Here is a 711-nt window from a genome sequence, read left to right as displayed (position 1 = left end):
GTAGAGCGTGAGTTCTTCGATTTTTTCGAGCAGCTTGGCGTTCATCTTCACCACATCAACACCCTCTTCTACCACCTGTTCCGCACTCGGTACACCCGGCAGGTGCTTGTTGGCCTTCACATACGACTCTACCTCGCTCAGCTCGCGCAACCGGTAGCCCGGAGCAAACACATAATCACTCCACTCACTGCTGTTCTTCACCGCTACCTTGATCCGCTCGGCCAGTAAGCCCTGACCAACATACAGACTGTAACCCACAGGAAGCTTCGTCACACCAGTGCCAACTACTACACCCGTACCTGATACACTCTGCAACAAATTGCCCCGCTTCTCCCACAACGCATCCGCCGAAACGATCCCCTCACGCGCGCCTGCACTGTAACTCGCCAGCACCACGTTCCCGCTCGCATCTACCGTCAGAAACTTGCTCGCACTAACACTCGCCGCACTACCGCTCGTCAGGTTCTCCAGCCGCAAACCGCTGCTGTTGGCTACCCCGCTGCTGATGTGAACACGCGCCGTCGGCGAGCTCGTACCGATGCCCACATTGACCGCACTGGCTCCTGTTCCCCCAAGCGCAATTGCATTGCTGATACCCACACGGGCATTAGCCCCGATGGCCACCGCATTCGTCAGGTTGGCACTCGTCGCATCGGCCAGATAACCGATAAACGTATTATAGTTTCCCGTGGTAGTGGCCACGCCGGCACC

At 57.5% G+C, this 711-nt stretch carries 1 pseudogene; it reads right to left on the bottom strand.

What is annotated here, in order from left to right:
* Positions 1-711: pseudogene (locus tag AC23NW_RS36230) on the bottom strand (bZIP transcription factor); the annotation flags it as partial.

It is taken from the genome of Arsenicibacter sp. R0_47 (genome assembly GCF_057652235.1).
Note: the sequence above shows the minus strand (reverse complement) of the source record. Positions and strands in the feature narration are given on the sequence as shown.